This is a genomic window from Kribbella endophytica, from assembly GCF_054781295.1.
The window spans coordinates 239643-262954 of the sequence record NZ_BAAGUR010000001.1 but is presented as its reverse complement, the minus strand read 5'-3'; the positions used below and the strand labels follow the sequence as shown (position 1 = coordinate 262954).

Below are 23312 nucleotides of genomic sequence, written 5' to 3'. Positions count from 1 at the left end.
CCACCTGAGTGAACCTGTTCAGTCCTGTCCAGTCGAGGCTAGGTCGACGCGGCGGGGCGGTCAAGGAATTTGGGTGTACGACGGATGCTCGGCGCCCGCGCTGCGCTCCACTCCCGTCCCGCGCACTGTCGGCATGGCCGGCCCAGGTCCCGCGTCCTCGGCGTACGCCGTCGTCACCCGTAGGCCGTCGCGGCCGCCGTCGGGTTGACCTAGAGCGGGGTCTAGCTCCTAGCGTCTGGGGTCAGACGCTGCGAGAGGGGAGTTGCTGTGAATCGGTTCGAGGGCAAGGTCGCGATCGTCACCGGCGCCGCGCACGGGATCGGCCGGGCGACGGCCGTCCGGCTGGCGGCGGAGGGTGCGTCGGTCGCTGTGGCGGACGTCGATCTGGAGGCCGCCGAGCAGGTGGTCAACGAGTTGGCCGTGCCGGGGATCGCGGTCGAGTGCGACATCACCAGCCGCGCGTCCGTCGACGCGGCGGTCGCGGCGACGGTCGAGCGGTTCGGGCGGCTCGACGTACTGGCGCAGGTCGCCGGCCACAACCTCGCGAACCGCCAGGCGGTCGAGCCGGGCGACGCGCAGTGGGCGAAGCAGTACGACTTCACCTTCACCGGCGCCGTCCGCTGCATCGAGGCCGCGCTGCCGCATCTCGTGACCACCGAGGGCGCCGTCGTGCTGGTCGGATCGATCAGCGGAGTCGTTGCCCTAGGCACCAACCCGTACGCCGCGGCGAAGGCCGCGCTGAGCAGCCTGGTCCGCAACCTCGCCGCCGACCACGGCCCGACCGGCGTCCGCTTCAACATCGTCGCCCCGGCCACGGTCGCCACCCGCGCGTTCAAGGACCCGCAGGTGCTCGAGGAGCTGAAGGCCATCTACCCGTTGCGCCGAGTAGGCCAGCCCGAGGACGTCGCAGCCGCCGTCGCCTTCCTCGCCTCCACCGACGCGAACTGGATCACCGGCATCACCCTCCCGGTCGAAGGCGGCCTGACCACAGGACCAGGGCACCTGATCAGCTGACGGGCGACGCGGTGGACGGATTCCGCTTGGCCTACGACCGAGCGGGCCACGGTCCGGCCGTCGTGTGGCGCGAGTTCGACCCGTTGTTTCCGCGGGAGTGCTCGTCGACGAGGTTCTGAGACTAGGCTGACGCCATGGCTGATCAAGCGGTCCACCTGCCGATGCCGACGGTACGGCCGGCTGTGGGTGCGCTTGCGAGGCTCGCGCCCGAGCCGGTGCGGTACCTGTTGAACTGGGGGCGCAAGTACTCGCTCTGGGTGTTCAACTTCGGGCTCGCCTGCTGCGCGATCGAGTTCATCGCCGCGTCGATGGGGCGGCACGACTTCATCCGGCTCGGCGTGATCCCGTTCGCGCCCGGGCCGCGGCAGGCCGATCTGATGGTCGTGTCGGGCACGGTCACGGACAAGATGGCGCCGGCGATCAAGCGCCTGTACGACCAGATGCCGGAGCCGAAGTACGTGATCTCCTTCGGCTCCTGCTCCAACTCCGGCGGCCCGTACTGGGACTCGTACTGCGTGACGAAGGGCGTCGACCAGATCATCCCGGTCGACGTGTACGTGCCGGGCTGCCCGCCGCGGCCGGAGGCGTTGCTGCAGGGGATCCTCAAGCTGCAGGAGAAGATCGCCGGCGAGAACGTCACGTCGCGCTACGAGCCGAGCGCGCAGGCGTTGACCCGCGGGCTGGTGGAGCCGAAGTGAGCGAAGAGGGCGCTCCGGAGCAGCCCGCCGCCGCAACGCCTGAAGGCGACGCGCAGCCGGGGGGCGGGAGCCCGGAGCAGCCGGCTTCGCCGGAGGCCGGCGCTGCTGAGCGGGGTGAGCAGGCCGGGCACATGCTGACTGCTCTGACCGACGCCGGGATCGCGGCGACGGGGTCGGACAGCTTCGGCGTACCGACTGTCGACGTACCGGCTGATGCCTGGGTCGCCGCGCACGAGATCCTGCGGGACGAGGTCGGGCTGGTCTTCTTCGACTTCTTGACCGCGAGCGACGAGCTGACCGACGGGTTCCGGCTGGTGACGCACCTGGCCGACTTCTGGGGCGGGGCGCACGTCGACCACCTGCTCGTCCGCACGCTGATCCCGCGCGCCGAGGCCGCGCTGCCGACGCTGTCCGAGGTGTACGCCGGCGCGAACTGGCACGAGCGCGAGACCCACGAGATGTTCGGCATCGACTTCCCGGGCCACCCGAACCTGGTGCCGCTCCTGCTGCCCGACGAGTTCGAGGGCAACCCGCTGCGCAAGGAGTTCGTCCTGGCCTCCCGCGTGGCGAAGCCCTGGCCCGGCGCCAAGGAACCCGGCGAGTCCGACCACGCCGCTCCCAAAACCGGCGCCCCGTCCCGCCGCCGTACCCTCCCACCCGGCGTCCCCGACCCGGAAACCTGGGGCCCCCGCCCACCCGGTTCCCCCGACCCGGACCCGCTGGCCCCCGCCCAAGCGGCCGCCACCCCCGCCCGCCCTAGAAGAGCAGGCGCCCCCGGCGAACGCCGAGCCCGCAAACAAGCAGAGCCCACCCCACCGGCCGAACCCACCGCCCCGCCGGCCGAGAGCTGATCAGTTCACCGGTTCTGTGAAGTAGAAGACCTCCTCGCGGGTGATCTTGCCGTCGGTGACCGTGTACAGGGACAGCTTGGTCGTCTCAGGTTCCTCGCCGGCGAAGTGGAAGGTGAAGCGGGCTGCGAAGTGGTCGGGGGAGACCAGCGGGCCGAGGATGTCGACGGTGGTGATCTGGTGGCCCTCCAACGCCCGGACGGCGTTCTCCATGATCGCGAGCTGCCCGACCAGCTCCCCGGCGTACTCCGACGGAGAGACCCGTACGACGTCCGCCGCCTGCAGCTTCGTCCCCCGCGCGAACTCCCCGGTCCGGAACGCCCCGACGAACTCCGCCGCGACCTCCTCGGTCGACAGCACCCGGAACTCGTCGCGGTGCTCGTCCACCCACTCCTGATAGGTCCGCCCGGGCCGTCCCGTCAGTTCGGCGTACGTCGGATGGATCGGCTCAGGACTGTCCACCAACGACTCCCAGTACGCGAGACCCGAGTCGACGAACACCGGATCCGCGCCGGCCGCCAGCATCACCGCGCGGGCCTGCTCGGCCGACTGCTCCTCGACCGAGATCTCACGGCCGACCGCCGCGCCGATCGTCGCGACCTGCTCCGCCTGCGTCAGCACCTCGGGCCCGGTCAGCAGGTACTTCTTCCCGCTGTGTGCCTCGTCCAGCAGCGCGAGCACCGCGACGTCCGCGATGTCCCGCTCGTGGATCAGCGACCGACCCGCTTTCGGCGACGGCATCGCGACGGCTCCACCCGACCGGATTTCCTCAGTCCACTCCAGCGTGTTCGAAGCGAACCCACCGGGCCGCAGGAACGTCCAGTCGGCGTCCGACTCCACGAGCAGCTGCTCGACCTGCCCCCAAACACCGTTGAGCGACGCCGGCTGCTCATCGTCCACGTTCAGCGCCGACAGATAAACAACCCGCGCCACCTGCTCGGTCAACGCCGCGACAACAGGCGCCGCGCCGTCCGCGCTGTACGACGGCCAGAGCAGGAACGCTGCCTCGGCTCCCGCCGCGGCCTTCCGTACGGCCTCAGGATCGGTGATGTCTCCAACGACCAGCTCGACGCCGGCGGGCAGCCCGGCCAGCAACGGCTGCCGGACCAGCGCTCGTACGTCGGCGCCGCTCGCCAGCAAGCCGTCGACGACGTGCCGTCCGACGTTGCCGGTGGCCCCGGTGACCAGAATCATGTGCTGCTCCTTCGCTCGGTTGTCCCCAGCCTTGGGCCTCAACATTGGTTGAGGTCAAGCCGGAGTCGGTAGGGTGCGCACATGCTCGAGTTCGTACTGAGGGTCGTCGGCGTACTGGTCGCGTTCCTCGTCGCGCCGCTGGTGGTCGGTCAGGCCGAGCACAAGGTGATGGCGCACATGCAGTCGCGGCTCGGGCCGATGTACGCCGGTGGGTTCCACGGCTGGGCGCAGCTGGTCGCGGACGGGGTGAAGTTCGTCCAGAAGGAGAGCGTCACGCCGGCCGCCGCGGACAAGCACGTGTTCGAGTGGGCGCCGGTTGTCGCGATCCTGCCGTACATGGCGGCGCTGGCCGCGATCCCGATCGCGCCGGGCATCGTCGGCGCGGATCTCGACGCGGGACTGTTCTTCGTGCTCGCGGTGATGAGCATCGGCGTCCTGGGTTCGCTGATGGCCGGTTGGGCCAGCGGCAACAAGTACAGCCTGCTCGGTGGACTGCGCGTCGCCGCGCAGCTGATGAGCTACGAGCTGCCGTTCGTGCTGTCGGCGGCGAGCGTCGCGGTCGCCGCGGGGACGCTGAGCTTCACCGGGATCATCGAAGCGTGGAACCCGTTGTGGCTGCTCTGGCAGCTGCCGGGTCTCGTGGTCTTCTTCATCGCCGGCCTGGCCGAGCTGCAGCGGCCGCCGTTCGACATGCCGGTCGCGGACTCCGAGGTGATCTTCGGGCCGTACACGGAGTACACCGGGCTCCGCTTCGCGCTGTTCCTGCTCGCGGAGTACGCCGGGATCGTGGTGCTCGCGGCGCTGACGACCGTGCTGTTCCTCGGCGGATGGAGTGGGCCCGGGCCGGACTCGATCGGGTGGATCTGGGCGCTGCTGAAGATCGCGATCGTCTCGCTCGTGGTGATCTGGGTGCGCGTCGCGTTCCCGCGGTTGCGCGCCGACCAGCTGCAGAAGCTCGCGTGGCAGGGCCTGGTGCCGGTGGCGCTGATCCAGCTCGCGCTCACCGGCATCGGCGTGGTCGTCTTCCTCTGAGTTGGACCACTGGCGTCAGGGTGTGGCGAGGGCCTCCGTCGGGGAGAGCCTGGACGCTCGGATCGCGGGGTAGAGGCCGGCGACGCCGCCGATCACCAGCGTGGCCGCGATGCCGCCGGTGACGGCCCAGAGCGGGATGACCGTGAGCCAGCCCTGGTACGCCGCGTAGACGGCCGTGACTCCGCTGCCAAGGGCGGCGCCGCCGAGGCCGCCGAGGGCGGACAGCAGCAGCGACTCGGTGAGGAACTGGGTCCGCACCTGCCCGCGGGTCGCACCGAGCGAACGGCGCAGACCGATCTCCGCGCGGCGTTCGAGGACGGAGATCACCATGATGTTCGCGACGCCGACCCCGCCGACGAGCAGGGCGACCGCGCCGAGTCCGAGCAGGAGTCCGGTGAACGCCTCACCTGCCGCCTGTTGGGCGGCGAGCGCGTCGGACGGGCGGGAGACCTGGACCTCGTTCGGCGCCTCGGGGTTGGCGGTGGCGCCGAGGACTGCGCGGACGGCGTCGACCTGGCGTTCGGCCGAGCGGGTGTAGATCTTCGTCGGGTGCCCGTCGAAACCCAAGGTGCTTCCCGCCGCCGGCCAGCCGATGAGCGCAGCCGAGTCGAGCTCCGGAGCGAGCGCGGCCGGAGCCAGTACGCCGAGCACGGTGAACCACTCGTCGCCGATCAGCACCTGCGTGTCCGGCCCGGCGCGCGTGATGCCGAGCCGCTCGGCCGCTGCCGCGCCGAGGACGGTCGCCGGGTACGACCCGGTCGCGGCGTCGAGCCACTTGCCGCTGCGGATCGTGCCGCCGATGGTGTCGAGCAGATCCGTCCTGGCGGCGTACGGAACGATGCCGTTGGTCTCGACGACGGGGATCTTGCCGGTCCGGTACACGTTGGCATCGTCCACCCGCCCGATCGCCGACTGCGCCCGCACGGGTCCGATCCGCCCGACCATCCCTTCCGCCGCCATCGGCAGCTCGGCCTGCTCACCCGTCAGTCGGGTCCCCGGCTCGACGGTCAGCAGGTTGGTGCCCAGGGCATCCAACGTCGCATCCAGCTCAGCCCGCGACGAGGACGAGATCCCCACCACGGACACCATCGCCGCAATCCCGATGGCAATCCCCAGCGCTGAAAGGAACGCCCGCATCGGCCGAGTCTTCAACCCAACCGCCCCCACCTTGAGCACGTCCCCCGGCCAAAGCCGCGCCGGCTGCAACCGCTCACGCCGAGAACCCGCTCGTGGCTGGCCGCCGCTGTCCCGCCGGGTCGCGTCGCTGGAACTTCCCGCCGCGGCCGGCGGAAAGAGCGAGGGGTGTTTGAGGCCGAGAGGATCCTCCTTGGCCGGCTCCGGACTGCTCCCGGCGTTCTCGGTGATCCCGGAGTCGCTGGAGTCGGCCCCCGGCCTGGGGTGGTCCGTGGAATCCGGCGGCGGCATCAGTGGAGCTCCTCGGTGATGTGGCCGTCTCTCATGTGGACCTGGCGGGGGAGGGAGGCTGCGATGTCTCGGTCGTGGGTGATGATGACGACCGTGGTGCCGGTCTCGTTGAGGGTGTGGAAGAGGTGCATGACGCCCGCGCCGGAGTGGGAGTCGAGGGCTCCGGTGGGCTCGTCGGCCAGCAGGATCGCCGGGTCGCCGGCTACGGCTCGGGCGATGGCTACTCGTTGGCGTTCGCCGCCGGAGAGTTCGTGGGGCTCGTGGTCGAGGCGGTGGGAGAGGCCGACGCGTTCCAGCGCCGCGGCGGCTCGGCGGCGACGTTCGGCCGAGCGGAGGCCGGAGTACAGGAGCCCGTCGGCGACGTTGTCGATCGCTCGTACGCCGGACGACAGGTGGAACTGCTGGAACACGAAACCGATCCGGCTGGCCCGCAGAGCGGACAGCCCTGCGTCGGAGAGCCGCGAGACGTCGTACGAGTCGATCCGCACGGATCCCGAGGTCGGGCGGTCGAGCGTGCCGAGGACGTTGAGCATCGTCGACTTGCCCGATCCCGAAGGCCCGACGATCGCGACGAGTTCCCCGGGGTCGATCCGCAAAGAGACCCCACCGAGCGCCGTCACTCCACCCGGGTACACCTTCGTCACCTCCTCCAGCGTGATCACTTCGGCACCCCCACGGCGTCCCCGGCCTTGAGCCCGCCACCGGAGATCTCCACCCGACCGCCGGCGAACAACCCGGTCTTCACCGGCGCGTAACGCGACCCGGAGGAGTCACTCACCTCCACCCCGAACCCGCCCTCGCTCAACGCCAGCAGCGCAGCCACCGGCACCGTCAACACGTTCCGCCGTTCCGACGCAACGAACGTCACGTCGACCGCCGCCGTCGGATAAGCGGCCAGAGCCTCCTGGTTGTCGATGGCAACAATCACCTCGAGCTCGGTGGTCGGCTCCTTGTCCTGCGAGGCGGCCGGCACGATCACCGTCGACACCTTCTCGACCTTGCCCGGCACGGTCGAATCGTCCGGCAGCGAAACACTCACCGCGGCCCCCTTCTTGGCCAGCCGCAGATCAGCAGCCTCCAGCCGCACCGTCACAGCCTTCCGAGTCCCGCTGTACGTGAGCACGGTCTGACCAGGCCCGACCGGCGCCCCCACCCGAGCGGAAACGCTGTCCACCCGCACCGGCCCGGCAGCAAACACCACCTGCCCCAGCTCAACGGCCCCCGTCTCCGACAGCCCCCGGTCCTCCTGCCACTCCTCGACAGCCTCGGCGGTGTTGGCCGTGTACTCGTCATCCACCGTGAAACCGTCGTACCCAAGCGCCGCAAGGTTCTGCTCGAGCTGCAACACGTCCGGCCCCTCGCTGTCGACAGAGAGCCGCCGGTACGCCGGCAGCGCGCCGTACATCAAGCTGATCGGTGCGTTGTCGACCGAGTAGAGCGTCTGCCCGCGATGAAAGAGCTGCCCACTCTCCGGCAGTCCAGTCACCGTCCCAGTGCGCCGCCCGGCCACAGTGCTCGTCGTCCCGTAGCCCAGCTCACCATCAGCTGACTCGGTGTCCTTCAGCGTCTGCTGAGTCACCTTGGCCGTGCTCAGCGGTTCAGTCTGGTCAGCGGCCTGGCTGCTGTCGGGCCTGGTCAGCAGTACGGCGCTCAGCACGCCGCCGGCAGCCAGTACGGCGGCAGCAGTCCAGGTGGTCCGAGACCTCACTTGCCCGCCAGGATGCTCTGACAGGCGGCCTGCGCCTTCTCGAGGTCCGGGTCCTTGCCGGTCTCCTGGTCGATCATGATGCCGCGCTGGCCCGGCTTCGGGTCCGGGAACTTCTCCACGCCGTTCTCCCGCATGCACGCGGCGAACTTGCGGCCGTTCTCCTCCTGCTGCGGATTCGGCCCGCCCTCGCCCTGCGGGTTGTACTTGCGGCAGTCCTCCATCGCTTTGTCGACCTGCTCGCGGCTCAGCCCGGACTCGGGCCCGACCTTGAGCTGGATCCCCTTGCCCGGTTCGGGATCGGCGATGTCGAGCCCGTGCTCGCGCAGGCACTGCGCGAACTTCACGCCCTTCTCGTCCTGACTCAGGTTCTCCGGCGCGGCCTCGGTGCCAGAACTGCTGCTCGGCTCCGTCGATGCGGTCCCGCCGGACGCGATCTCGTTGGTCTCCGGCTCGGCTCCGCAGCCGGTCAGGGCGAGGCCGCCCAGCAGTGCGATCGCGGCCAGGACGGACAGTCGTTTCATGAGTGCTCCTCGGATGGTGGTTCGGTGTGCACCAGCCAAGCCAGCGGCCCGTTTCGCGACCGTTTCCACGTCCGCAAACACGGAGGAAACACCGCGGTCGGGGATGATGGTGGCAACGGAAGGCGGCGAGGCGTGCGGGTACTGGTGGTCGAGGACGAACCGTTGCTGGCGGCAGCGATCGCCGAGTGGTTGCGCGACGAGACCCACGCGGTCGACCTCGCCGGAGACGGCGCTGCCGCGCTGGACCGGCTGAGCATCAACGCGTACGACGTACTGGTGCTGGACCGCGACATCCCGGTGGTGCACGGCGACGAGGTCTGCCGCCAGCTGGTCGAGTCCGGCTCGCCGACCCGGGTCCTGATGCTCACCGCCGCAGCAGCTGTCACCGACCGGGTCGAAGGGCTCGGACTGGGCGCCGACGACTACCTGACCAAGCCGTTCGCCTTCACCGAGCTGGCGGCCCGGGTGCTGGCACTGGGGCGTCGCAGCAGGCCGGCTGATCCACCTGTACTACGCCGTGCCGGGCTGACACTCGACCCGGCCAGGCACGAGGTGTTCCGGGACGGTCGGTACGTCCCCCTGTCGAAGAAGGAGTTCGCCGTACTGGCTGAGCTGCTCAGAGCGGATGGAGCGACGGTGTCGGCCGAGCAACTGCTGGAGAAGGCGTGGGACGAGCACGTGGATCCGTTCACCGGTGCGGTCCGGCTGACGATCCTCAAGCTGCGGCGGAAGCTGGGGGAGCCCGGTGTGGTCGAGACCGTGACCGGCGTCGGGTACCGGATCCCATGAGGCTGCGGACACGGCTGACGCTGATCTACGGCGGGCTGTTCATGGTCGCCGGCGTGCTGCTGCTCGGCGTCACGTACCTGCTGTTCACCCAGGAGCTCGGCAAGGACCACCGAGTGCTGATCCGCGGGACCTTCCAGACGACCCCGGGCGCGACGCCGAAGGCCCCGCCGGACAACGAGGTGTTCGTGCTCAACCAGGACGGCGACGTCCTGACCGGGCCGGAGGCCGAGCGGGTGATGGAGGCACAGCGCAAGCAGGTGAAGGCCGCAGCAACCCAGTCCCTGCTGGTCCAAGGCGGCATCGCACTGGTCCTCGTCGGCGGCCTGGCAGCAGGCTTCGGCTGGATCGTCGCGGGCCGCGTCCTCACCCCACTGCACCGGGTCACCGACACCGCCCGCCGGATCGCGGCAGCACCCGCAGCGGGTCGCGGTCTGCACGAGCGGATCGCGCTCGACGGCCCGGACGACGAGGTGAAGAACCTCGCCGACGCCTTCGACACCATGGTCGAGCGGCTGGACCACTCGTTCGACGGCCAGCGCCGCTTCGTGGCCAACGCGTCCCACGAGCTTCGTACGCCGCTCACGCTCGGCCGTGCGCTGGTCGAGATCGCGATGCACCGCAAGACGGCTTCGCCCGACGTACAGCAGCTCGGCGAGAGCCTGCTGGAGATCAACACCCGGCACGAGCAGCTGATCAGCGGGCTGCTGGTGCTGGCCGACTCCGAGAAGGAGCTGACCGCGGTCTACCCGGTCAACCTGGCCGACGTGATCACCCACGTCGTCGCCCAGCTGACCCGAGAGGCGACTGCTGCCGGCGTACGGGTGACTGCTGAGCCGGGGGATGCTCCGACGGTCGGTGACGCGCTGCTGCTCGAGCGGCTCGTGCACAACCTGGTCGAGAACGCGGTCCGGCACAACGTGGACGACGGGTGGGTGCGGGTGGCCAGTCGGACCGTGCCGGGCGAGCGGGTCGAGGTGGAGGTGAGCAACACCGGGCCGGACGTTCCGCCGTACGAGGTGGAGGGGCTGTTCAAGCCGTTCCGGCGGCTGGGCGCGGACAGGATGGTCGGCACGAAGGGGGCCGGGCTGGGCCTGTCGATCGTGCGGTCGGTGGCCGAGGCGCACAGCGGGACCGTGCAGGCCTCTCCCCGCGACGGCGGCGGGCTGAAGACTGTGGTGTCGCTGCCTGTCGATCCGGACTGATGCTGTTCGTGTAGTGGGTACAACACTCACCAGGAGGTCGCGATGACGCAGTACCTGCTCAGCATCTACCAGCCGGACGGCGTGGTGCCGGACGACGAGTTCCTGGCGCCTGTCATGGAGCAGCTGTCGGTGTGGAACGACGACCTGCGCAAGGCCGGTGCGTGGGTGTTCAGCGCGGGGCTGCACCCGCCGGAGTCCTCGACCGTCGTCAAGCAGCAGGGTGACGAGCTGCTGGTGACCGACGGGCCGTTCACTGAGGGCAAGGAGCACGTCGGTGGGTTCACGGTGATCGACGTCGAGGACCTGGACGCGGCGCTGACTTGGGCGCGGCGACTGGCCAAGATCCTGGTTGCGCTGCCGGTGGAGGTTCGACCCTTTGTCGGTTGACGTTGCCGCGGTGTTCCGGAGCGAGCACGGCCGGGCGGTCGCCGTACTGGCTCGCTCGTTCGGCGACCTCGACATCGCCGAGGACGCCGTCCAGGAGGCGTTCACCACGGCGCTCGAGCGCTGGCCGGAGCAGGGCCTGCCGCCCAGTCCGGCCGGCTGGATCATCACGACCGCTCGCAACCGCGCGATCGACCGCCTCCGCCGGGAGGCCGCTCGCGAGGACAAGTACGCCCAGGCAGCGCTGCTGCACGCCCAGGACGAACCAGTGGAGGAGGGCCCGGTGCGCGACGACCGCCTGCGGCTCATCTTCACCTGCTGCCACCCGGCGCTCGCCCTGAACGTCCGGGTCGCTCTGACTCTGCGCCTGCTCGGTGGACTCAGTACGGCGGAGATCGCCCGCGCCTTCCTCGTCCCGGAGCCGACGATGGCCCAGCGGCTCGTCCGGGCCAAGGCGAAGATCCGCACCGCCGGCATCCCGTACCGGATCCCGTACGACGCCGACCTGCCCGAGCGCGTGCGCGGCGTCCTGGCTGTCGTCTACCTGGTCTTCAACGAGGGGTACGCCGCCTCGTCCGGCGACGACCTGGTCCGCAGCGACCTCTGCACCGAGGCGATCCGGCTCGGCCGGCTCCTGGTCGAGCTGATGCCCGACGAGCCCGAGGCAGTCGGCCTGCTGGCCCTCATGCTCCTGCAGCACTCCCGCACGCCGGCCCGCACCTCAGCAGACGGCCAGCTGATCCCGCTGCCCGAGCAGGACCGCCAGTTGTGGGACCAGCAGCTCGTAGCCGAGGGCCAAGACCTGGTACGCCGTTGCCTCCGCCGCGACCAGCCAGGTCCGTACCAACTCCAGGCAGCCATCAACGCCGTCCACAGCGACCCACCCACGGACTGGTCGCAGATCGTCCAGCTCTACGACCACCTGCTCGCCCTGACCCCCACACCGGTCGTCGCACTCAACAGAGCGGTCGCCGTAGCCGAGCTCCACGGCCCAGCCGAAGCCCTGGCCCTGGTGCAAAAGCTGGACCTCGACACCTTCTACCTCTTCCACGCCATCCGAGCCGACCTCCTCCACCGGCTGGACCGCCCCGCCGAGGCCAGAGCCGCCTGGCAGGCCGCGCTAGACCTCACCGACAACACCGCCGAGCAGGCCTTCCTCCGCCACCGCCTGGCCGCACTCGACTAACGGCTGTTCACCAATCAGTCGTATCCGAGCTGTTGATCTCGGACCGCCCGATCGCCACAGTTGGTCCGGACCAATCTGGAGGAAATCGTGCGGAGAACCACCGCCCTGGTCGCTCTGGCCGCCGCTCTCACCGCAGGAACCCTGTCCGCTCCCGCCGACGCAGCACCGCGGGCCCGTCCGCAGAAGGTGCTCGTGATCGGCATCGACGGCGCCCTGCTCAGCAAGATCCAGGCGTTCAACACCCCGGCCCTGAAGGGCCTGATCGCCACCGGCTCCAGCAGCCGGACCACGCTCTACGCGCAGCCGTTCGCGCCGACACTGTCCGGTCCCGGCTGGGCCACCAACGCGACCGGCGTCTGGCCGGACAAGCACAAGGTGACCAGCAACAGCTGGGGCACCGGTACGGCGCTCACCCGCTACCCCGACTTCCTCACCCGCCTGGCCCGCGCCGGCCGGACGACGTACGCGATCGCCGACTGGACGCCGCTGACCACGAACAGCGCCGGGCAGGCGATCTTCTCCGACGAGATCCAGCGCAAGGTCACGTACGACGGTGACGCGCTCGGCTGGGCCGAGGCCGACCAGAAGATCGCGACCGACGCTTCGGCGTACCTGAAGAACACCGGGCCGGACGCGTCGTTCGTGTACTTCGGCAACGTCGACATCGCCGGCCACAGCTGTGGCGCCGACGGTGCTTGCTACCGCACGGCTCTGGAGAAGACCGACCAGCACATCGCGACCGTGCTCGCCGGGATGAAGGCGCGACCGACGTACGCGCAGGAGGACTGGACGGTGATGGTCACCGCCGACCACGGCCACACGCCGAGCGGCGGACACGGCGGTAGCTCGGTGGCCGAGCGGTCGTCGTTCCTGATCCGCACGGGTCCGGGAGCAGGGACCGGTACGCCGGCGATCGCGCCGAAGAACGTGGATCTCGCGGCGATCGCGCTCGACCGGTTCGGCGTCAGCTCTTCGGATCTGGACGGCCAGGCGACCCTCAAGGCCGACCCCTTCGACTCGCTCGCCAGCGGCCTGCAGGGACGCCTGGACGAGACCGGCGTGCCGGCCGACGTCCGCGGCTGGACCCACACGACGCCGTCCGGCTGGACCATCGACAACACCGGTCTCGGGACCGGCGGGGTCCGTGAGTGGCAGGGCTGGTCGTTCACGACCGATGACTTCTGGACCCGCGCCGCTGCCGACCAGTCGCGTGAGGGCAATGTGCGAGCGCGGGGTGTCTTCGCGGTAGCCGACTCCGACGAGTGGTCCGACAAGACCCGCAGCGGACTGTTCAACAGCCGGCTGACCTCACCGGCGTACGACGTTGCAGGAGCCTCGAAAGCAACGCTCAGCTTCTCGTCGCACTACCTGAAGAGCGGCAACGAGACCGCCCGGGTCACGGCCACCTTCGACACCGGCGCGACCTCGACGCTGCTCACCTACACCGCCGACACCATCGCGAAAATCGAGCGGCTGAGCCTGCCAGTCCCGGCCGGTGCGCGCTCGGTGCGCATTACCTGGTCGCTCACCAACGGCGACAACGACTGGTACTGGGCGGTCGACGCGCCCGCGCTCAGCAAAGGCTGACAATTTTCTCTACGCCGTGAACTATTTCTTTTCTGAACGGCGTGAACTATTTATGTGCTCATGATCAGAGCCGTTCGCCGCATCCTGCCGATGCTTCTCCTTGCCGCGCTCCTGCCGGTGACGACCTCCTCCGCCGCGCCCGCGTCAGATCCGCTGACCGGTCCGGCGGGGGAGGCGGCGCGCACGCCGTACATGGGCTGGAGCAGTTACAGCATGCAGGTGTACGAGCCGACCGCCGGCGGGTGGATCACGGCGGCGCAGATCAAGGCGCAGTCGGACGCGATGCACACCAAGCTGCAGCCGTTCGGCTACAAGTACATCAACATCGACGCCGGCTGGAACGACGGTGTCGACGGCTACGGGCGTCCGGTGCCGAGCACGTCGCTGTTCCCGAACGGGTTCCAGGACGTGATCGACCACATCCACGCGAACGGCCAGAAGGTCGGGATCTACAGCATCCCCGGCATCTCGCCCTCGGTTCGACAGGCCAACCTCCCGGTCTTCGGCCACCCCGAGTGCCGCACCGGCGACCTCGCGGTCATGCCGTTGCAGCAGGCCGACTACTGGGGTTTCGGTCACCGCATCGACATGACCAAGCCGTGCTCGCAGTACTACCTCAACTCGATCGCCGACCTGTACGCGTCCTGGGGCATCGACTTCCTCAAGTTCGACAGCGTGACGCCGGGCTCGGGGCACAACGACCTCTCGCTCGACGCGCGCGACGAGGTGAAGGGCTGGTCGCAGGCGCTGACCCCGCACGGCATCTGGTTCGAGCTGTCCTGGGCGCTCGACCTCAACTACGCCGACTACTGGAAGCAGTACGCGAACGGCTGGCGGATCGACTGGGACGTCGAGTGCTACTGCCCGGGGCAGGCGCTGACCGCCTGGCCGAACATCAGCAGGCTGTTCCCGAAGCTCGCCGACTGGTGGCGGCACGGCGGTCCGGGCGGCTGGAACGACCTCGACTCGCTCAACGTCGGCAACGGCGCGATGGACGGCCTGACGCAGGACGAACGTCGTACGGCGGCAACGCTGTGGGCGGTCTCCTCGGCGCCGTTCTACATCGGCAACGACATGACCAAGCTCGACCAGTTCGGCATCGACCTGCTGACGAACACCGAGGTGATCGCGGTCAACCAGGCCGGCCGTCCGGCGCGCCCGGTCTCGACCACGACCGACCAGCAGGTCTGGTACTCGCTCAACGCCGACAACACCTACACCATTGCCCTGTTCAACCTCGGCGGCGCGGCGTCGTCGGTGACGGCGAACTGGTCCGACCTCGGCTTGAGCGGCTCCTCGACCGTGCGTGACCTGTGGGCGAAGCAGAACCTGGGCTCGTTCGGGACCGGCTTCAGCGCGACCGTGCCGGCGCACGGCGTACGGCTGCTGAAGGTCACACCGTCAACCACCGCGACGATCAGCGTGAACGACGACGATCAGCGGATCTCGTACGGCGGCGCCTGGCAGCGCAACGGCAACCGTGAGGTCGTCGCGGTCTCGGACCCGCTGACCGTCGCGGTCGTGGACAGCGGCACGTTGCCGCCGACCGGCGTACGGACGACCGAGGTGAACAACGACGACCCGGCGATCAACTACACGGGTGCGTGGAGCCGCAGCTGGAGTCGTGGGCTCGGCGACTACCAGGACGACGTCCAGTACGCCGAAGCCGCTGGTGACGCCTTCTCGTACACGTTCGCCGGGACCGGGGTCGACTACGTGACCGAGAAGCACGCCTCGCAGGGGGACGTCGACATCTACGTCGACGGCGTCTTCAAGCAGACGGTCAGCGCCTTCCAGGCCTCTGGGCGCAGCGCGCAGCAGGCGGTCTACAGCATCTCGGGCCTGACGAACGGCATCCACACGATCCGCGGGGTGAAGAAGACCGGGCAGTTCCTGCTGCTCGACAAGTTCAACGTACGGGCGCCCGCCGGCGTACGGACTCTTGCGTTGAACAACGACGACGCGCGGATCACCTACACGGGGTCGTGGGGCCGGAGCACCGGTCGTGGGATGGGCGACTACCAGGACGACGTCCAGTACACGGAGGCCAACGGCGATGCGTTCAGCTCGACCTTCGTCGGCACGGGCGTCGACTACGTGACCGAGACGCACGCTTCCCAGGGCGAGGTGGACCTCTACATCGACGGCGTCTTCAAGCAGACCGTCAACACGAGTCGCCCTGAAGGCCGCGGAGCGCAGCAGCTCGTCTACAGCATCTCCGGCCTGTCGAACGGCGCCCACACGATCCGCGGGGTGAAGAAGTCGGGCCAGTTCATGCTGGTCGACAAGCTGAACGTGCGGCAGGTGAGTCTGGTCAGCCCGGACACTGCTTCCTTCAGCAAGGCAGCCCAGGCCGATGTCAGCGTGCAGGTCGCCGGCGAGCTGGTCTCGGTCACGAAGGCCGGCACGGCGCTGATCAACGGCACCGACTACACCGTCGCGGGCCAGACGGTCACGATCAAGAAGGCGTACCTCGCGGCCCAGCCAGCCGGGAACGTCGTACTGACCTTCAATGTCCGCGGCGACTACCGCGACGACATCCACTCCGCTACGGCCAACGGCGCATCGCTCGACTTCACCTTCCACGGCACCTCGGTGCAGTGGCTCACCGCGCTCGGTCCGGACCAGGGTGAGGCCGACGTCTACGTCGACGGCACGCTGATCACCCGCGTCAACCTCAACGCCGCCTCGCGAAAGACCCAGCAGCAGGTGTTCAACCGGACCGGCCTGACCAGCGCGGACCACACCCTGCGGATCGTGAAGGTCTCAGGCTCCGTACTACGCAACGACGTGGTCAGGTACACCACATAGGGTCTGGCTCATGGAGCTGATCTGCGAGGTGGAACCGCCGACCCGGCCGGACCTGAAGAAGGTCCGGCACCAGATCGGCGTGATGAGCCCGATCGCCGACGGCTTCCTGATCCCTGACAACCACATCGGCCGCGCGACCGTGTCGAGCGTCGCGGTCGCGAACGAGGTCCAGGCGATGGGCGCGCGTGGCATCGCCTGCCTCAACTCCCGCGACCGCAACCTGCTCGGTCTGCGTCGCGACCTGCTGACGGCGGCGGCGTACGGCGTCGAGCAGTTCCTCTTCGTGCACGGTGACGACCCGAGCGAGGGCGGCCGGACCAGCCAGCTGACCGTCCGCACGATGCTCGAGGAGACCCGCGCGACCAGCTTCCCGGGCCTCGGCCCGTTCCAGGTCGGCGCGACCGCGCGGCTCGGCAAGGTCCCGACCTGGAAGAAGGAGGCCGACTTCCTCTTCCTCCAGGTCAGCTTCGACTTCGAGACGCTGCTGCGCTGGCGCGAGAGCGTCGACCTGACCATCCCCGTGTACGCCGGGGTGATGGTGCTGGCCAGCGCGAAGATGGCGCAGAACCTGGCCGGTCTGCCCCAGCTCGCGATCCCCGACGCCCTCGTCGAGGCCGTCGACCGGGACCGCGACGCCGGGGTCGAAGCGGCCTGCGAACAGGTCCTGAAGATCCGGGACAGCGGTGCCTTCGAGGGGGTCCACCTGGTGCCGGTGAGCCGGTACCGTCAGGTGGCTGCCCGGCTCGAACGCGAACTCTGACGCCTGCTCGCGGCGTAACCGGCTGAGACCGGTTAGTGTCAGCGTTCAGAAACTACTGACGGAGGAGGAGGCGTGGCTGTACCCGGCAAGGGTCTGATCGACGGTCTCAAGGTCACCGCGAAGACGCTGTCCCGCCGCGCCGTCACCGAGCAGTACCCGGACGTGCAGCCCGAGCTGCCGCCGCGCAGCCGGGGCGTGATCGCGCTGATGGAGGAGAACTGCACCTCCTGCATGCTCTGCGCGCGCGAGTGCCCGAGCTGGTGCATCTACATCGACTCCCACACCGAGACCGCGCCGTCGGTCGGTGAGCAGGCCCGCGAGCGCAGCCGGAACGTGCTGGACCGGTTCGCGATCGACTTCAGCCTCTGCATGTACTGCGGGATCTGCATCGAGGCCTGCCCGTTCGACGCGCTGTTCTGGTCGCCGGAGTTCGAGTACGCCGAGACCGAGCTGCGCAACCTGACCCACGAGAAGGACAAGCTGCGCGACTGGATGTGGACCGTGCCCGCGCCGCAGCCGATCGACCCGGGGCCGAGTGTCGTCGAGCCGGTGATCGAGCCGGGGAGCGACGAGTGACCACAGCGCTCTTCTCCATCGCGGGGGCGGTGGCGCTGTTCGCGAGCATCATGGTCGTCACTTCGCGCCGGATCGTGCACGCCGCGCTCTGGCTCGTCGTCGCACTGGGCGCCGTCGCCGGCTGCTTCGGCGCGCTGCATGCCGAGCTGGTCGCGCTGGTGCAGATCCTCGTGTACGTCGGGGCGATCGTCGTACTGGTCCTCTTCGCGTTGATGCTGACCAAGGCTCCGACCAACCCGCTGCCGGCGTTGACCACGCACCGCAGTCCTTTCGCCGCGGTCGTCGCCGGCGTACTGGCCGTGGTCCTCGGCGCCGGCGTAGTTGTTGCTTTCGGCAACGAGAAGATCAAGCCGGTCCCCGACGGATCGGCGGAAGCGATCGGGAACGCGGTGTTCCGCACCTGGGTGCTGCCGTTCGAGGTCCTCTCCGTTCTCCTCCTGGCTGCTCTGATCGGCGCGATCGTGCTGTCACAGCGCTCGGGCAAGAAGGAGAACTGATGCCGCTCGTTCTCCCGCTGCTGCTCGCGGTCGTTCTCTTCTGCCTGGGTGTGTACGGCGTGCTCGCGCGCCGCAACGCGATCACCGTGCTGATGTCGTTCGAGCTGATGCTCAACGCCGTCAACCTCAACCTGGTCGCCTTCGACGCCTGGCGCCTCGACGGCCTGGCCACCGGGCAGACGCTGGCGATCTTCGTGATCACCATCGCCGCGGCCGAGATCGGGCTCGGCCTGGCGATCGTGCTGCTGCTGTTCCGCGGCCACGGGCACGTCGACGTGGACGCGGCGCGGGATCTGAAAGAGGTCGACCAGTGATCGCCACGACCTGGCGCGTGCTCGGCGTCGGCTTCTCGCTGCTCGTGGTCCTCAGCGCGATCCTGCTGTACGGCGTGGACCCGCAGGTCACGTCGTTCCCCGGCACGGGCGCCGGTTCGGCGTACTGGACCTTCGATCTCCGCACCGACGACCTGACCGTGCTGCTGCTGGCCGTCGTCGGCGTGGTCTCCACCTGCGTCCAGGTCTACTCGATCAGCTACCTGCACGACCGCGTCGCGTCGTACACGGCACTCGTCACGCTCTTCACCGCCGCGATGGTCACCGTGGTGATCTCCGACAGCCTCTTCCTGCTGCTGATCGGCTGGGAGGTGATGGGCGCGTGCTCGTACCTCCTGATCGGTCACTACTGGGAGCGTCGCGACGCCCGCGCCGGCGCGATGAAGGCCTTCCTGGTCACCCGGCTGGGCGACGTCGGGTTCCTGTTCGGCATCTTCGTGCTCGGCCTCGGCGCCGGCACCTTCCGGATCTCCGAGCTCAGCGGGTCACAGATCTCCCCGGCCGCGCTGACCACCGGGACCGTGCTGCTGCTCGTCGGCGTGGTCGGCAAGTCGGCGCAGGTCCCGCTGCAGACCTGGCTCCCGGACGCGATGCCCGGTCCGAGCCCGGTCAGCGCCCTGATCCACGCGGCGACGATGGTCGCCGCCGGTGTCTTCCTGATCGCCCGCCTGTACGACGTGTTCGTGGCGGCGGAGACGACGCTGAAGATCCTGGCCGTGGTCGCCTGCGTGACGATGCTGTTCGCCGCGCTCTGCGCGATGGCCGCGGTCGAGGTGAAGCGGGTGCTGGCCTGGTCGACGGTCAGCCAGCTCGCGATCATGTTCGCCGGGCTCTCCCTCGGTACGGCGGACGGCCGGCACGCCGCGCTCTTCCACCTGGTCACGCATGCCGCGTTCAAGGGACTGCTGTTCCTCTGCGCCGGGGTGCTGCTGCACCAGGTCGGCAGCGCGGCGTTCGTCGTACTCCGGCGGTACACGCGCCGCGGTGTGCTGCGCAAGGCGATGCCGGTGACCTTCGTGACCATGACGATCGGGCTCGCGGCGCTCGCCGGCGTACCGGGGTTCGCCGGGTTCTTCTCGAAGGACTCGGTCGTCGAGGCCGCCTGGCACCACGCGCGCGACGGGTCGACGATCGGCTGGGTCGTGCTCGTGTCGGTCTGCCTGACCGCAGCGATGACCGCGTTCTACTGCGTGCGGTTGTGGCTGTGGACTTTCTTCCGGACTCCCGCGCTGGCCGGGGCGCTCGGCGCGTTCGAGGACGACGACGCGATGGCCGACGTCGAGGACCCCGACTTCTCGAAGCTGCGGGACGGGTCGTGGTTGATGCTCGGGCCGCTGGTGCTGCTGGCGATCGGCGCGATCGGACTCGGGTACGTCGACGGGGTGCATGTGAGCTGGCCGGTTGCCGGACTGACGACCGCGCTGGCGGTGTTCGGTGCGCTTCCGGCGTACTCGCTGTGGCAGCGCGGCGCTGACCCGCGGCCGGTGGTGCTGGAGAAGGAGTTCGGCGTCGACGCGGCGTACGGGAAGGCTGTGGTCGTGCCGGTGCGGTGGTTCGCGAAGCTCGCCGTCCTGGGTGATCGGGATGTCGTCGGTGGGTACGTGCGCGGAATCGGGCGGGCGGGGACGCTCGCGTCGCAGGGCTTCCGGATGCTGCAGACGGGCAACGTGCAGACGTATCTGACCCTGGCGGTCGCCGGCGTGATCGCGCTGGCGATCCTGGCGGGGGTGATCAGCGCGTGAACGGCGTACTGCTGAGCATCCTCTCGCTGCCGGTGCTCGCGGCCCTTGCTCTGTGGGCGTTGCCGTCCTCGACCGGAGACCGGATCGCGGCGCTGTACGGGTCGGTGATCTCGGGACTGGTCCTGGTCGGCTCGGTCGTGCTGTGGATCGAGTACCTCCGCTTCGCGCGGCCGTCCGGTCCGGTCACCCTGGGACTCGCAGCACTGTCCGACGCACCGCCCAGCGCGATGCCCGGGCGGCTCTTTCCGTTCGCCGAAACAGATCTCACCTGGATCCCTGCTCTTGACGTCCGCTTTCACCTGGCCGTCGACAGCATCTCGCTGCCCCTGATCATGCTGACCGCTCTCCTGGTCTTCCTCTGCTGCATCTACTCCCTGCGGATCACCCCACGCATCGGCCGCACCCGCTCGCTGATCGCGCTGCTGCTGGTGATCGAGACCGGCGTGATCGGCACCTTCGCGGCCGCCGACCTGATCCTGTTCTTCCTGTTCTTCGAGGTCGTCCTGATCCCGATGTGGCTGATCATCGACATCTGGGGCGACCACCACGACCCGGCCGGACGGCGCCGCGCGGCGACCACGTTCGTGCTGATGACCGTGCTCGGCTCGGCCGTCATGCTGCTCGGCTTCCTGCTGATCCACCGCAGCTCCGGCACCTTCGACCTCGAGCTGCTCGGCGAGTTCCCGGTCAAGGGCGGACACGGTACGGCGCTGGCGGCGGCGATCCTGATCGCGCTCGGGCTGGCCGTGAAGATGCCGCTCTGGCCGCTGCACATCTGGCTCCCGGACGCGCACGCGAAGGCGCCGACGGTCGGCTCGGTCCTGCTGGCCGGCGTACTGCTGAAGCTCGGCAGCTACGGCCTGGTCCGGATCCTGCTGCCCGTCCTGCCCGACGCGACCGCGACCATCGCGCCGTACCTGGCCGGCTTCTCCACGATGGCGATCGTCGCGGGCTCGCTGGCCTGCCTCGCGCAGACCGACGTGAAGCGGCTGATCGCGTACTCCTCGGTCGGGCACATGGGCTTCATCGGGCTCGGCATCGCGACGATGTCGCCCGAGGGCGTCGCCGGGGCCCTGTTCGCGAACATCGCGCACGGCGTGATCACCGGCCTGCTGTTCTTCCTGGCCGGCGCGATCAAGGACCGGCACGACACCAGCGACCTGCGCGCGATCGGCCGGGCGCTGTACGCACGGCTCCCGCGGATCAGCGCGCTGCTGACGTTCGCCTGCCTGGCCTCGCTCGGGCTGCCCGGGCTGGCTGGGTTCTGGGGCGAGATGCTCGCGCTGATGGGCGCGTACCGACCCGCTGACGGCCTGCCGCGTACGACGTACCTGGTGATGATGGCGATCGCCGGACTCGGGACCGTGCTGACCGCGGCGTACTTCCTCCGCCTGATCCGCAACCTCTGCCAGGGTGACCCGGCCGAGCACCCGGCGACTGCGTTCGCCGTCGACCTGAGCCGGATCGAGCTCGTGACCTGGGCGCCGCTGGTCGTGCTGACCGTGGTGCTCGGGTTCTGTCCCTGGCTGCTGCTCGACCACTGGACGTTCCTATGACGATGACCTGGACCGACTGGCAGGCGATCATCGTCCCGCTGGTCCTCGCGGTCGGCGCCGTCGCCGTCCTGATGATCGACAGCTTCTGGGGTGCCGGCTCGTCGCGCTGGCGGCATCTGAGTCTTTCGCTGGTGAGCAGCGGGGTGATCCTGTTCGGGTTGGCTTTCGTGGTGACCCAGCAGAACGAGTTCCGCCCGGGCTTCTGCCGTACGGCGGTCGAGGGGCCGGCCGAGTGCAGCCTGGTCTTCGAGCCGCTGACGGCCGGGCTGTGGGCGGTGCTGCTGCTTGGCGGGCTCGGGGTTGTCTGGCTTTCGGCGTACCAGTTGCTCGATCGCGACATCCCGGTGGGGGAGTACCACTTCCTCCTGCTGAGTGCGCTGGTCGGCGCGACTGTGCTCGCCGGTGCGCGCGACCTCGCAACGATGGTGATCGCGCTCGAGGTCGTCTCGCTGCCGAGCTTCGCGATGGTCGCGCTGCGGCGGGATCGCCGCGGCTCCGAGGGTGCGCTGAAGGCCTTCTTCGTCTCGGTCCTGTCGACGGCCGTGATGCTCTTCGGCATCTCGTACCTGTACGGCGTGACTGGCACTCTCTATCTGCAGACCCTCGCCTCGCGGGTCCCCGGACTCGACGGGGACCTGCGCCGGGTCGCCTTCGTGGCGGTGCTGTTCGTGGTCGTCGGCTTCGCCTTCAAGATCGCCGCGGTGCCGTTCCACGGTTGGCTTCCCGACACGTACGCCGGTGCGCCGGTCGAGGTCGCGGCGTTCCTCGCCGTCGTCTCCAAGTCGGCCGGCGTTGCTGGTCTTCTGGTGCTGGTCATCTACGGCATCGCACCGAGCGGCGTCGACCTCCGCCTCGCCCTGGGGATCCTCGCGGCCGTCACGATGACCGTCGGCAACGTCGCCGCCCTGCGCCAGCGCTACGCCGTACCCCTGCTCGCGTGGTCGTCGATCGGCCAGGTCGGCTTCCTGCTCGCGCCGCTCGCCGTCGGCGACGCCCAGGCTGTTGTCGCGTACTTGGCGGCGTACGTCGTCGTCACCCTGGGAGCCTTCGGCGCCGTCGCCGTGGTCCAGCGTCACCGCCCCGGCGGTCTGCTGACCGACTACCAGGGGATGCTCCGCTCCGAGCCGGGGCTGGCCGCCGCGCTGGTCTTCTTCCTGGTCGTCCTCGCCGGCCTCCCGCCGGGCCTGGCCGGTTTGTTCACCAAGCTCGCGGCGTTCCAGTCCGTCATCGACTCCCACCTGCCGTGGCTGGCGATCGTGATGGCCGTCAACGTGATGATCGGCCTGGCCGTTTATCTGCGCTGGGTCGCCGAGCTCTTCCGGACGCCGGAGGACACCCCGTTCTCGGTCAACATCGAGAACTCTGCTGTCACGGTCATCACTGCCTGTACGGCGGTCGCCGTGGTGTTCTCGGTGCTGCCGGCAACATTGTTCGCGCTGCTCAACTGAGC

21 protein-coding genes and 1 pseudogene are annotated in these 23312 nt (G+C 69.3%); 17 read left to right on the top strand and 5 right to left on the bottom strand.

Going from position 1 to position 23312, the window contains the following annotated elements:
• The first annotated feature begins 267 nt into the window (after positions 1-267).
• From ACYVIO_RS01380 to ACYVIO_RS01370, 3 genes are all read left to right on the top strand, one after another.
• The gene (locus ACYVIO_RS01380; protein WP_460648779.1) at positions 268-1014 is read left to right on the top strand and encodes an SDR family NAD(P)-dependent oxidoreductase; all 747 of its coding nucleotides are present in this window, start codon (positions 268-270) and stop codon (positions 1012-1014) included.
• A 134-nt stretch (positions 1015-1148) separates the two neighbouring features.
• On the top strand, positions 1149-1712 hold the full coding sequence (locus ACYVIO_RS01375) for an NADH-quinone oxidoreductase subunit B (RefSeq protein ID WP_460648778.1): 564 nt from the start codon (positions 1149-1151) through the stop codon (positions 1710-1712).
• On the top strand, positions 1709-2563 hold the full coding sequence (locus tag ACYVIO_RS01370) for an NADH-quinone oxidoreductase subunit C (protein ID WP_460648777.1): 855 nt from the start codon (positions 1709-1711) through the stop codon (positions 2561-2563). The genes ACYVIO_RS01375 and ACYVIO_RS01370 overlap by 4 nt, the downstream gene beginning before the upstream one ends.
• Here ACYVIO_RS01370 and ACYVIO_RS01365 read toward each other — a convergent pair whose 3' ends face one another.
• Entirely contained in the window at positions 2564-3754 is a 1191-nt protein-coding gene (locus ACYVIO_RS01365; RefSeq protein ID WP_460648776.1) for an NAD(P)H-binding protein, read from the bottom strand.
• A gap of 81 nt (positions 3755-3835) precedes the next feature.
• Between ACYVIO_RS01365 and ACYVIO_RS01360 the strand changes: the two genes are divergently transcribed.
• Positions 3836-4786, top strand: coding sequence for a complex I subunit 1/NuoH family protein (locus tag ACYVIO_RS01360; RefSeq protein WP_460648775.1), 951 nt, complete (start codon positions 3836-3838; stop codon positions 4784-4786).
• 15 nt (positions 4787-4801) lie between these two features.
• On the opposite strand, the gene ACYVIO_RS01355 is transcribed toward ACYVIO_RS01360, so the two are convergent.
• The 4 genes from ACYVIO_RS01355 to ACYVIO_RS01340 all read right to left on the bottom strand — a co-directional run bounded on the left by ACYVIO_RS01355 (position 4802) and on the right by ACYVIO_RS01340 (position 8440).
• The gene (locus tag ACYVIO_RS01355; RefSeq protein ID WP_460648774.1) at positions 4802-5923 is read right to left on the bottom strand and encodes an ABC transporter permease; all 1122 of its coding nucleotides are present in this window, start codon (positions 5921-5923) and stop codon (positions 4802-4804) included.
• 287 nt (positions 5924-6210) lie between these two features.
• Complete coding sequence (locus tag ACYVIO_RS01350; RefSeq protein WP_460648773.1) at positions 6211-6873, bottom strand: ABC transporter ATP-binding protein; 663 nt, start codon at positions 6871-6873, stop codon at positions 6211-6213.
• Positions 6870-7919, bottom strand: coding sequence for an efflux RND transporter periplasmic adaptor subunit (locus ACYVIO_RS01345; protein ID WP_460648772.1), 1050 nt, complete (start codon positions 7917-7919; stop codon positions 6870-6872). The genes ACYVIO_RS01350 and ACYVIO_RS01345 overlap by 4 nt, the downstream gene beginning before the upstream one ends.
• Positions 7916-8440 (bottom strand): hypothetical protein, encoded by a 525-nt coding sequence (locus ACYVIO_RS01340; protein ID WP_460648771.1) that lies wholly within the window; start codon positions 8438-8440, stop codon positions 7916-7918. Before ACYVIO_RS01340 ends, ACYVIO_RS01345 begins: the two co-directional genes overlap by 4 nt.
• A gap of 132 nt (positions 8441-8572) precedes the next feature.
• Here ACYVIO_RS01340 and ACYVIO_RS01335 point away from each other — a divergent pair, with 132 nt between their 5' ends.
• The 13 genes and pseudogenes from ACYVIO_RS01335 to ACYVIO_RS01275 all read left to right on the top strand — a co-directional run bounded on the left by ACYVIO_RS01335 (position 8573) and on the right by ACYVIO_RS01275 (position 23310).
• Positions 8573-9229 carry a response regulator transcription factor gene (locus ACYVIO_RS01335; protein WP_460648770.1) on the top strand — a complete coding sequence of 219 codons (657 nt, stop codon included), beginning with the start codon at positions 8573-8575 and terminating at the stop codon, positions 9227-9229.
• Positions 9226-10431 (top strand): sensor histidine kinase, encoded by a 1206-nt coding sequence (locus ACYVIO_RS01330; protein WP_460648769.1) that lies wholly within the window; start codon positions 9226-9228, stop codon positions 10429-10431. Before ACYVIO_RS01335 ends, ACYVIO_RS01330 begins: the two co-directional genes overlap by 4 nt.
• Before the next feature lie 42 nt (positions 10432-10473).
• A complete protein-coding gene (locus ACYVIO_RS01325; RefSeq protein WP_460648768.1) occupies positions 10474-10818 on the top strand; it encodes a YciI family protein in 345 nt (114 codons plus the stop codon).
• Positions 10808-12001, top strand: coding sequence for an RNA polymerase sigma factor (locus tag ACYVIO_RS01320; RefSeq protein ID WP_460648767.1), 1194 nt, complete (start codon positions 10808-10810; stop codon positions 11999-12001). The genes ACYVIO_RS01325 and ACYVIO_RS01320 overlap by 11 nt, the downstream gene beginning before the upstream one ends.
• Before the next feature lie 87 nt (positions 12002-12088).
• Entirely contained in the window at positions 12089-13588 is a 1500-nt protein-coding gene (locus ACYVIO_RS01315) for an alkaline phosphatase family protein (RefSeq protein ID WP_460648766.1), read from the top strand.
• Positions 13589-13648: 60 nt separating this feature from the next.
• Entirely contained in the window at positions 13649-16399 is a 2751-nt protein-coding gene (locus ACYVIO_RS01310) for a X2-like carbohydrate binding domain-containing protein (protein ID WP_460648765.1), read from the top strand.
• Between the two features lie 10 nt (positions 16400-16409).
• Positions 16410-17159 (top strand): methylenetetrahydrofolate reductase, encoded by a 750-nt coding sequence (locus tag ACYVIO_RS01305; protein WP_460648764.1) that lies wholly within the window; start codon positions 16410-16412, stop codon positions 17157-17159.
• A gap of 207 nt (positions 17160-17366) precedes the next feature.
• Positions 17367-17582: pseudogene (locus ACYVIO_RS01300) on the top strand (4Fe-4S binding protein); the annotation flags it as partial.
• A gap of 149 nt (positions 17583-17731) precedes the next feature.
• Entirely contained in the window at positions 17732-18232 is a 501-nt protein-coding gene (locus tag ACYVIO_RS01295) for an NADH-quinone oxidoreductase subunit J family protein (RefSeq protein ID WP_460648763.1), read from the top strand.
• The gene (nuoK, locus tag ACYVIO_RS01290; RefSeq protein WP_460648762.1) at positions 18232-18546 is read left to right on the top strand and encodes an NADH-quinone oxidoreductase subunit NuoK; all 315 of its coding nucleotides are present in this window, start codon (positions 18232-18234) and stop codon (positions 18544-18546) included. Before ACYVIO_RS01295 ends, nuoK begins: the two co-directional genes overlap by 1 nt.
• Positions 18543-20306 (top strand): NADH-quinone oxidoreductase subunit 5 family protein, encoded by a 1764-nt coding sequence (locus tag ACYVIO_RS01285; RefSeq protein WP_460648761.1) that lies wholly within the window; start codon positions 18543-18545, stop codon positions 20304-20306. The genes nuoK and ACYVIO_RS01285 overlap by 4 nt, the downstream gene beginning before the upstream one ends.
• Positions 20303-21862, top strand: coding sequence for a complex I subunit 4 family protein (locus tag ACYVIO_RS01280; protein WP_460648760.1), 1560 nt, complete (start codon positions 20303-20305; stop codon positions 21860-21862). Before ACYVIO_RS01285 ends, ACYVIO_RS01280 begins: the two co-directional genes overlap by 4 nt.
• On the top strand, positions 21859-23310 hold the full coding sequence (locus ACYVIO_RS01275; RefSeq protein WP_460648759.1) for an NADH-quinone oxidoreductase subunit N: 1452 nt from the start codon (positions 21859-21861) through the stop codon (positions 23308-23310). The genes ACYVIO_RS01280 and ACYVIO_RS01275 overlap by 4 nt, the downstream gene beginning before the upstream one ends.
• The last annotated feature ends 2 nt before the right edge of the window (positions 23311-23312 follow it).

Coding starts and splice junctions, on each gene's coding strand:
- ACYVIO_RS01375 (WP_460648778.1), top strand. CDS start 1,149: ATGGCTGATCAAGCGGTCCACCTGCCGATGCCGACGGTACGGCCGGCT.
- ACYVIO_RS01365 (WP_460648776.1), bottom strand. CDS start 3,754: ATGATTCTGGTCACCGGGGCCACCGGCAACGTCGGACGGCACGTCGTC.
- ACYVIO_RS01360 (WP_460648775.1), top strand. CDS start 3,836: ATGCTCGAGTTCGTACTGAGGGTCGTCGGCGTACTGGTCGCGTTCCTC.
- ACYVIO_RS01355 (WP_460648774.1), bottom strand. CDS start 5,923: ATGCGGGCGTTCCTTTCAGCGCTGGGGATTGCCATCGGGATTGCGGCG.
- ACYVIO_RS01340 (WP_460648771.1), bottom strand. CDS start 8,440: ATGAAACGACTGTCCGTCCTGGCCGCGATCGCACTGCTGGGCGGCCTC.
- ACYVIO_RS01330 (WP_460648769.1), top strand. CDS start 9,226: ATGAGGCTGCGGACACGGCTGACGCTGATCTACGGCGGGCTGTTCATG.
- ACYVIO_RS01325 (WP_460648768.1), top strand. CDS start 10,474: ATGACGCAGTACCTGCTCAGCATCTACCAGCCGGACGGCGTGGTGCCG.
- ACYVIO_RS01310 (WP_460648765.1), top strand. CDS start 13,649: ATGATCAGAGCCGTTCGCCGCATCCTGCCGATGCTTCTCCTTGCCGCG.
- ACYVIO_RS01305 (WP_460648764.1), top strand. CDS start 16,410: ATGGAGCTGATCTGCGAGGTGGAACCGCCGACCCGGCCGGACCTGAAG.
- nuoK (WP_460648762.1), top strand. CDS start 18,232: ATGCCGCTCGTTCTCCCGCTGCTGCTCGCGGTCGTTCTCTTCTGCCTG.
- ACYVIO_RS01275 (WP_460648759.1), top strand. CDS start 21,859: ATGACGATGACCTGGACCGACTGGCAGGCGATCATCGTCCCGCTGGTC.